This window comes from Kitasatospora sp. NPDC048545 (assembly GCF_040651155.1).
GTDB lineage: Bacteria > Actinomycetota > Actinomycetes > Streptomycetales > Streptomycetaceae > Kitasatospora.
In genome coordinates, this window is record NZ_JBEZIQ010000122.1 from 1 (window position 1) to 6,769 (window position 6,769).

Here is a 6,769-nt window from a genome sequence, read left to right on the forward strand (position 1 = left end):
TACGTGGTGGCGCTGCTGGTGACGATGGGCGTCAACATCCCGCTGAACAACCAGCTGGCGGCCGCCGGCGACCCGTCCCAGATCACCGACTTCGCGGCCGTGCGGGCCAAGTTCGCCGACACCTGGGTGCCGGTCAACATGCTCCGCACCGCGCTGTGCACGGGCGGTCTGCTGGCGCTGACCCGCTCCCTGGTGCTGCACGGGCGCGCCGAGCGCTGAACGAGCCGGTCCCGTACTGCGGTCGACGCCCCCGACGGATCCCGTCGGGGGCGTTCCGGCGTTCCCCGGTCGGCCCGGCGCGCGGCTGGCCGGATCCACCCGGTCCCGTCGCCCGGAGGGTCGCGGCGGCCCCGCCCGCGGAGCAGACTGGTCCGCGGCACCGGAGTTCCGACCGCAGGGGGCAGGCATGTCCGTACGACCCGCCAGGCGCAGGAGGACGGTCGGAGGTCTCCGGACCGCGATCGGCGCGCTCGCCGTCGCCCTGACCGCGGGCGCCGCGGTCACCCTGCCCGCCGCACCGGCGGAGGCGGCCGGCGGCACGGGCGGTCCTGGAGGTCCGGGCGGCAAGGGCGGGAAGGTCGTCTACCTGACCTTCGACGACGGCCCGAGCCCCGCCTACACGCCCAAGGTCCTGTCGACGCTTGCCCGGTACGGGGTGCGCGCGACCTTCTTCGAGATCGGACAGAACGTGGCCGCCCATCCGTCGCTCACCGGGCAGGTGGCGCAGCAGGGCCACAGCGTGCAGAACCACTCCTGGTCGCACCCGGACCTGCGCAGGCTCTCCGCCGGCGCGGTCGACTCCCAGGTGAGCGCCACGGACCGGGCGATCCGCGCCCGGACCGGCCGCACCCCGACCTGCCTGCGCCCGCCCTACGGCGCGGTCGACGGCACGGTGCGCTCGCGCGCGGCGGCGCTCGGCAAGCAGGTCGTGCTCTGGTCGGTGGACCCGGCGGACTGGTCCCGGCCCGGCGCGGCGGCGATCCGCTCGCGGGTGCTGGACCACGTCCGCCCGGGATCGGTGGTCCTGCTGCACGACGGCGGCGGTGACCGCAGCCAGACCGTGGCCGCCCTGCCGACGATCATTGCCACGCTCAAGGCGCGCGGGTACACCTTCGCCACCCTGTGCGGCTGAGGCCGCTCAGGGTGGCGTCGGGTACCGGGGGCGGCGTTCGCCCGGCCGGACTCCGCCGGAATCCTCCGGAAGCCCCGGAGCCCGCCGGAAGCCCCGCCGAATGCCGCTGTCAGCTCTGGCCGTTGAGGACCAGGGCCCAGGCGAGGCAGCCGAGGGCGCCGGTGGCGAGCAGGGCGCGCAGCACGTTGAAGCGCACCCAGCGGGCCTCGAAGCGCCCGCGCACACCGGCCGGATCGGCGATTCGCTGCGGCGTCCCGGCGGCGGCCAGCTCGTCGTTCAGCGGGATGTTGACCGAACGGGTGACCCCGATCATCGCGATGTAGAGCACGAGCGCGGCGATGGTCGCGGGCAGCACGTCGTGGCCGTCCGAGGGGAGGTGCAGGGCGACCGCGGCTGCCGTGGCCAGCAGGGCGCCGACGAAGCCGAGGACGAACCAGCCGTTCAGGATCGCCACGTTGACGCGCTGCATCACCTCGATGAAGGTCCGGTCCTCGACCCGCGCGAGCGCGGGCATGACCGAGCACGCGTAGGCGTAGAACAGTCCGGCGGTCAGTCCACAGGTGACAGTGGCCGCCACCAGGACGAGTGTGCGTGCCGTTTCCATCGTCGTGAGCCCCTCACTTCTCGCTGTCGGTATCGCGCGTATCGCTGTCGCCGCGTCGGTGCTACCCCCGTGGGCAGATCATCCGGCATTTCCGGCCCTCAAGCCACCTCGAACACTCAAGAGTCTCTCAAATGACGAAGCGTCAAATGATGTCCCGACGTCTACAATTGTCGGCATGGACACTCTGACGGGACTCCTCGACGGCCCCAAGGCCCGCGGCGCGTTCCTGCTGCGGTCGATCCTCACCCCTCCGTGGTCGTTGCGGATCGAGGACCGGGCCCCGCTCTCGGTGGTGACGATGGTCCGCGGCGACGCCTGGATCCTGCCCGAGCGCGGCACCCCACTGCTGCTGCACCCCGGGGATGTGGCGATCGTGCGCGGCCCGGAGCCGTACACCGTCGCGGACGACCCGGACACACCGGTGGACGTGATCGTCGGCCCGGGCCAGGTCTGCACCAAGGGCGGGGTGGACGTCTCCGAGGTGATGTCGCTCGGCGTCCGGACCTGGGGGCAGGGTCGTGAGGGCGACCGGGCCTCCTCGGTGGTCCTCTCCGGCACCTACCAGGCCGAGCACGAGATCGGCCAGCGCCTGCTGGGCTGCCTGCCCGCCCTGCTGGTCCGCCCGGCCGGCACCGGCGCCGACGACACCCTGGTGCACCTGCTGGCCGCCGAGATAGGGCGCAACGAGCCGGGTCAGGAGCTCGTCCTGGACCGCATCCTCGACCTGCTGGTGGTCTCCGTCCTGCGCGCCTGGCTCGCCGCCCCCGACTCCGGCGCCCCCGCCTGGTACCGCGCCCAGCACGACCAGGTGGTCGGCCCGGTCCTGCGGATGATGCACGACGACCCGGCCACCGCCTGGACGGTCGCCGAACTCGCCCAGCGGGTCGGCGTCTCCCGGGCCGGGCTGGCCCGCCGCTTCACCGCCCTGGTCGGCGAGCCCCCGATGGCCTACCTCGCGGGCTGGCGGCTGGCCGTCGCCGCCGACCTGCTGCGCGAGCCGGAGTGCACCGTCGCCTTCGCGGCCCGCAAGGTCGGCTACAGCAACGCCTTCGCTCTCTCCGCGGCGTTCAAGCGGGTCCGCGGGGTCAGCCCGCAGGAGCACCGCCGGCTCGCCGCGACCGGTACCCCGTCGCAGCCGGTGGGCTTCTCCGGTCCGGCGGAGACGGTGATCCTGGCGGGCTGATCCCCGGTGGAGCGGGGCTCCGGCGGGCAGGTCGGGGCTTCGGTGGTCGGGGCTTCGGCGGTCGGGGCCCTGATGGTCGGGGCTCCGCTGCAGCGGCGGAGCCCGGCGGTGCGTGCTTTCCCATTTGCCTAATCCATTTAGGCAATCCCATACTGGCTGTAGCGCACCGGCGCGACAGCACGGGAGGAAGCACATGGCACGGGCAGGACTGACCGTCGAACGCGTCGTCGTCGCAGGCGCCGAACTCGCCGACCGGGTCGGATTCGAACACGTAACCGTCGCCGCCGTCGCCCGCGGCTTCGGCGTCCAGACCGCCAGCCTCTACTCCCACGTCAAGAGCTCCCAGGACCTCAAGACCCGCATCGCCCTGTACGCCCTCGAAGAACTCGCCGACCTCGTCGCCGACGCCCTCGCCGGCCGCGCGGGCCGCGACGCCCTCGGCGCCTTCGCCGACGCCTACCGCGACTACGCCGCCCGCCACCCCGGCCGCTACGACGCCACCCGCCTGCGCCTCGACGCCGAGACCGCCGCCGCCAGCGCCGGCGTCCGGCACGCCCAGATGACCCGGGCGATCCTGCGCGGCTACGACCTCACCGAACCCGAACAGACCCACGCCGTCCGCATGCTCGGCAGCGTCTTCCACGGCTACATCAGCCTCGAAGCGGCCGGCGGCTTCAGCCACACCGCCGTCGACGCCCAGCAGTCCTGGGACTGGATCATCGACTCCCTCGACACCCTGCTGCGCCACGGCGGAGCCCGCCCGACCACCTGAACCGCCCGTGCGACGCGGCACCGGCTCAGGCCCGCCCGCACAAGGCGCGGCGCCCGGCTCCGCCCGCACGACGACCCGAAGAAGCGCCATGACCGCCACGATCACCACCCCCGTCACCGAGGACCTCCTCCACGGCCACCTGGATGTCGAACGGACCCGCCGCGGCCTGCTGCCGCACCGGCTGCCCGCCCGGGCCCGCCGCCAGGTCCCCGACGAGCAGCTCGCCATGGCCGAGTCCCAGCCCTCAGGCGTCCGCCTCGCCTTCCGCACCCGCGCCACCGCGATCACCCTGCACACCGTCCCCACCAAGCGCGCCTACCCCGGCGTCCCCCACGTGCCCGACGGCGTCTACGACCTGCTCGTCGACGGCGCCCTCACCGCCCGGACGTCCGTGCCCGGCGGCAACCTGCGCACCGTCGACCTGGCCACCGGCCGCTTCGAGCTCACCGAAGGACCGCCCGGCAGCGCGCGGTTCACCGGCCTGCCCGCACACGACAAGACCGTCGAGATCTGGCTCCCGCACACCGAGACCACCGAACTGATCGCCCTCGAAACGGACGCGCCCCTGGCGGCCGTCCCGACCGGCACCCGCAAGCGCTGGGTGCACCACGGCAGTTCGATCAGCCACGGCTCCAACGCCGCACACCCGACCGGCACCTGGCCCGCCCTGGTCGCCAACGGCGCCGGACTGGACCTGGTCAACCTCGGCTTCGGCGGCAGCGCCCTGCTCGACCCCTTCACCGCGCGCACGATCCGCGACACCCCCGCCGACCTGATCAGCCTCAAGATCGGCATCAACCTGGTGAACGCCGACGCCATGCGGCTGCGCGCCCTCGTCCCGGCCGTCCACGGCTTCCTCGACACCGTCCGCGACGGTCACCCGACCACGCCGCTGCTCGTCGTCTCCCCGCTGCTGTGCCCCCTCCACGAGGACACCCCCGGCCCGCTCGCCCCCGACTTCAGCACCGGCACCCTCCGCTTCCGGGCCACCGGAAACCCGGCCGACCGCGCCACCGGCCGCCTCACCCTCACCGTCATCCGCGAACAACTCGCCCGCATCGTCGCCGAACGCCGCGCCGACGGAGACCATGCCCTGTACCACCTGGACGGACTCGCCCTCTACGGCGAGCCCGAACACGACGCCCACCCGCTCCCCGACGGCCTCCACCCCTCCCCGGAGGCCCACCGCCTCATCGCCCGGCGGTTCACCGAACTGGCCCTCACCGGGGGCGGACCGCTGGCATCGTGACACCCCGGCGCCGTGCCCCGACGGCGGCCTGACCGACGGCGGCCTGGCCCGACGGCGCCGGGCCTCGCGCAGCGAAACCGCTGGCGCGAGAGGCCCGGCGGCGCAAGGGGCCCGTGCTCAACCCGACGGAGGGAGCGCGAGCGCCGTGAGGACGACGCCCCGGTGAACGCCCCACCGGCCCGTACCGACACCCGGACGATGAGGATGCCGGGCGGTGAACGTGCCGTCCGCATCGAGCACGACCGTGATCGCGGCAAGACCCGTCCAGGTCCGGGTGAGCGGGTGAACGGCCTTGTAGACGGCCTCCTTGGCACTGAACAGCACGGTGTCCCACGGGGCGGCCCCCGCCGGGAGCCCGGCCAGCCCGGCCCGCTCCTCCGCACAGCTGACCAGGTCCAGGACCCCGCGCGGGAGCGGCCGGACGGGCTCGGCGTCAATGCCCAGCGACAGGTGCCGACCGGTACTGGCGACCGCGCAGGCCGTGTAACCACGGGTGTGGGTGATGCTGCCCGCGGCACCCGAAGGCCACTGCGGCGCACCCCCGGGCCCGGGCAGCAGCGGCGTCGACGGATGGCCCAGCTCCGCCAGCGCCCGACGCGCCAGCGTCCGGGCGGTCGCGAACTGCTGCCGGCGGCGCGGCGACCGATCCCGGATGTAAGCCGCCTCCGACGGGTGGAGACGGCCCGCATCCAGGACACCGAACGCCTCGGCGCAGTGGACGTACGGCGGCAGCAGCGCGGCCAGGACGCCGGCGGGAGCAGTGGTGGTCACGGCGGTCAGCGCCCCGCCAGAACCAACTGGTGGGTGTGGTGGGCGATGTGCCCCGGGTTCTCCAGCGGAACCATGTGCCCGATGCCCGGAACCTCGTACAGCGTCGCCTGCGGGAGGGCGGCGGCCAGCTCCTGACTGAAACTCGGCTTGACGATCTTGTCCTCGGTGCCCGTGATCACCGCGGTGGGCACGGCGATCCCCGCCAGCCCGGCACGCTGGTCCATCTCCTGCGTGGACGCGAAGCAGGCCGCACGGGTCTGTGGCAACGTGCGGGCGAACAGCCGACGGTTGGCCTCACGGGCCTCCAGGGTGGCGCGCGGCCCGTGCGTCTGGCCCAGCAACTTCCGCCCCAGCCACGGCGTGCGCAACGCCCGGCTGAACAGCCCGGAACCCATCATCTTCACCTCGTTCGCCGGCGTGTTCTGCCCGTGCGAAGCCGTGGACACCAGCACCAACCCGGCGAGCCGCCCACCCGCACCCGCCGGCCGCGAAGCGGACAACTGCGCCGCCCAGGCCAGCGCCGCGTAGCCGCCACCCGAATGCCCGACCAGCACGACCGGCCGCTCCGGCGTCGTCAGCGTCCCCACGACGGTGTCCAGGTCCTGAGCCAACCGCTCGATGCTGATCGGCTCCCGCCCGACCGTGGACGAGGCGTGCCCGCGCTGGTCGTACGTGGCCACGGTGTGCCCGGCCGCGGCCAACTGCCGAGCGGTGCTGTGCCAGACCGTCCGGGAAGCCGCCCACCCGTGCACGAGAACGACCAACGGCCGGGCCGGATCCGGCGTCTCGGGCTGGTGGACCGTGATCGCCAGACGCGCGAAGTCGTCCGTGGTCGCGGTGTGGTCGGTGGTGGTGACGGCGTGCTCGGCCGGCAGGGCGGGAACTACGGCGGCGGTCTGCATGGGGCCCTCCTCCTGTTTCTCGTTTGTGTTTCTTGCTTTGTCGTTCTTCTGCTTCTTGTTCTTCGTGTGCTGTTTTTTGTTGTTGTGTGGTTAGTGGTTGTTGGTGAGGTGGTGGTGGAGGTTGGTGAGGGCGTGTTGGGTGGCGGTGGTGTGTTT

At 73.2% G+C, this 6,769-nt stretch carries 8 protein-coding genes; 5 read left to right on the top strand and 3 right to left on the bottom strand.

Features of this window, described 5'->3' with window-relative positions:
- Nucleotides 1-219: DUF1772 domain-containing protein (locus AB0D10_RS45545; protein ID WP_360268783.1), on the top strand; the 219-nt coding region annotated here is incomplete at its 5' end.
- 187 nt (nucleotides 220-406) lie between these two features.
- Nucleotides 407-1,132: a polysaccharide deacetylase family protein gene (locus AB0D10_RS45550; protein ID WP_360268786.1), complete on the top strand. Its 726-nt coding sequence runs from the start codon at nucleotides 407-409 to the stop codon at nucleotides 1,130-1,132.
- A 109-nt stretch (nucleotides 1,133-1,241) separates the two neighbouring features.
- Here AB0D10_RS45550 and AB0D10_RS45555 read toward each other — a convergent pair whose 3' ends face one another.
- Nucleotides 1,242-1,736, bottom strand: a complete 495-nt coding sequence (locus AB0D10_RS45555) for an anthrone oxygenase family protein (protein ID WP_360268788.1) — start codon at nucleotides 1,734-1,736, stop codon at nucleotides 1,242-1,244.
- A gap of 175 nt (nucleotides 1,737-1,911) precedes the next feature.
- On the opposite strand from AB0D10_RS45555, the gene AB0D10_RS45560 reads away from it, so the two are divergent.
- The 3 genes from AB0D10_RS45560 (at nucleotide 1,912) to AB0D10_RS45570 (ending at nucleotide 4,940) form a co-directional block, all read left to right on the top strand.
- Nucleotides 1,912-2,919, top strand: coding sequence for an AraC family transcriptional regulator (locus tag AB0D10_RS45560; RefSeq protein ID WP_360268791.1), 1,008 nt, complete (start codon nucleotides 1,912-1,914; stop codon nucleotides 2,917-2,919).
- Between the two features lie 193 nt (nucleotides 2,920-3,112).
- Nucleotides 3,113-3,691: a TetR/AcrR family transcriptional regulator gene (locus tag AB0D10_RS45565; RefSeq protein ID WP_360268794.1), complete on the top strand. Its 579-nt coding sequence runs from the start codon at nucleotides 3,113-3,115 to the stop codon at nucleotides 3,689-3,691.
- 88 nt (nucleotides 3,692-3,779) lie between these two features.
- Nucleotides 3,780-4,940 (top strand): SGNH/GDSL hydrolase family protein, encoded by a 1,161-nt coding sequence (locus AB0D10_RS45570; protein WP_360268797.1) that lies wholly within the window; start codon nucleotides 3,780-3,782, stop codon nucleotides 4,938-4,940.
- Between the two features lie 117 nt (nucleotides 4,941-5,057).
- Here the strand turns inward: AB0D10_RS45570 and AB0D10_RS45575 are convergent, their stop codons facing one another.
- Nucleotides 5,058-5,711 (bottom strand): 4'-phosphopantetheinyl transferase superfamily protein, encoded by a 654-nt coding sequence (locus AB0D10_RS45575; protein WP_360268800.1) that lies wholly within the window; start codon nucleotides 5,709-5,711, stop codon nucleotides 5,058-5,060.
- Between the two features lie 5 nt (nucleotides 5,712-5,716).
- A complete protein-coding gene (locus tag AB0D10_RS45580; protein ID WP_360268803.1) occupies nucleotides 5,717-6,613 on the bottom strand; it encodes an alpha/beta hydrolase in 897 nt (298 codons plus the stop codon).
- Nucleotides 6,614-6,769 lie beyond the last annotated feature (156 nt).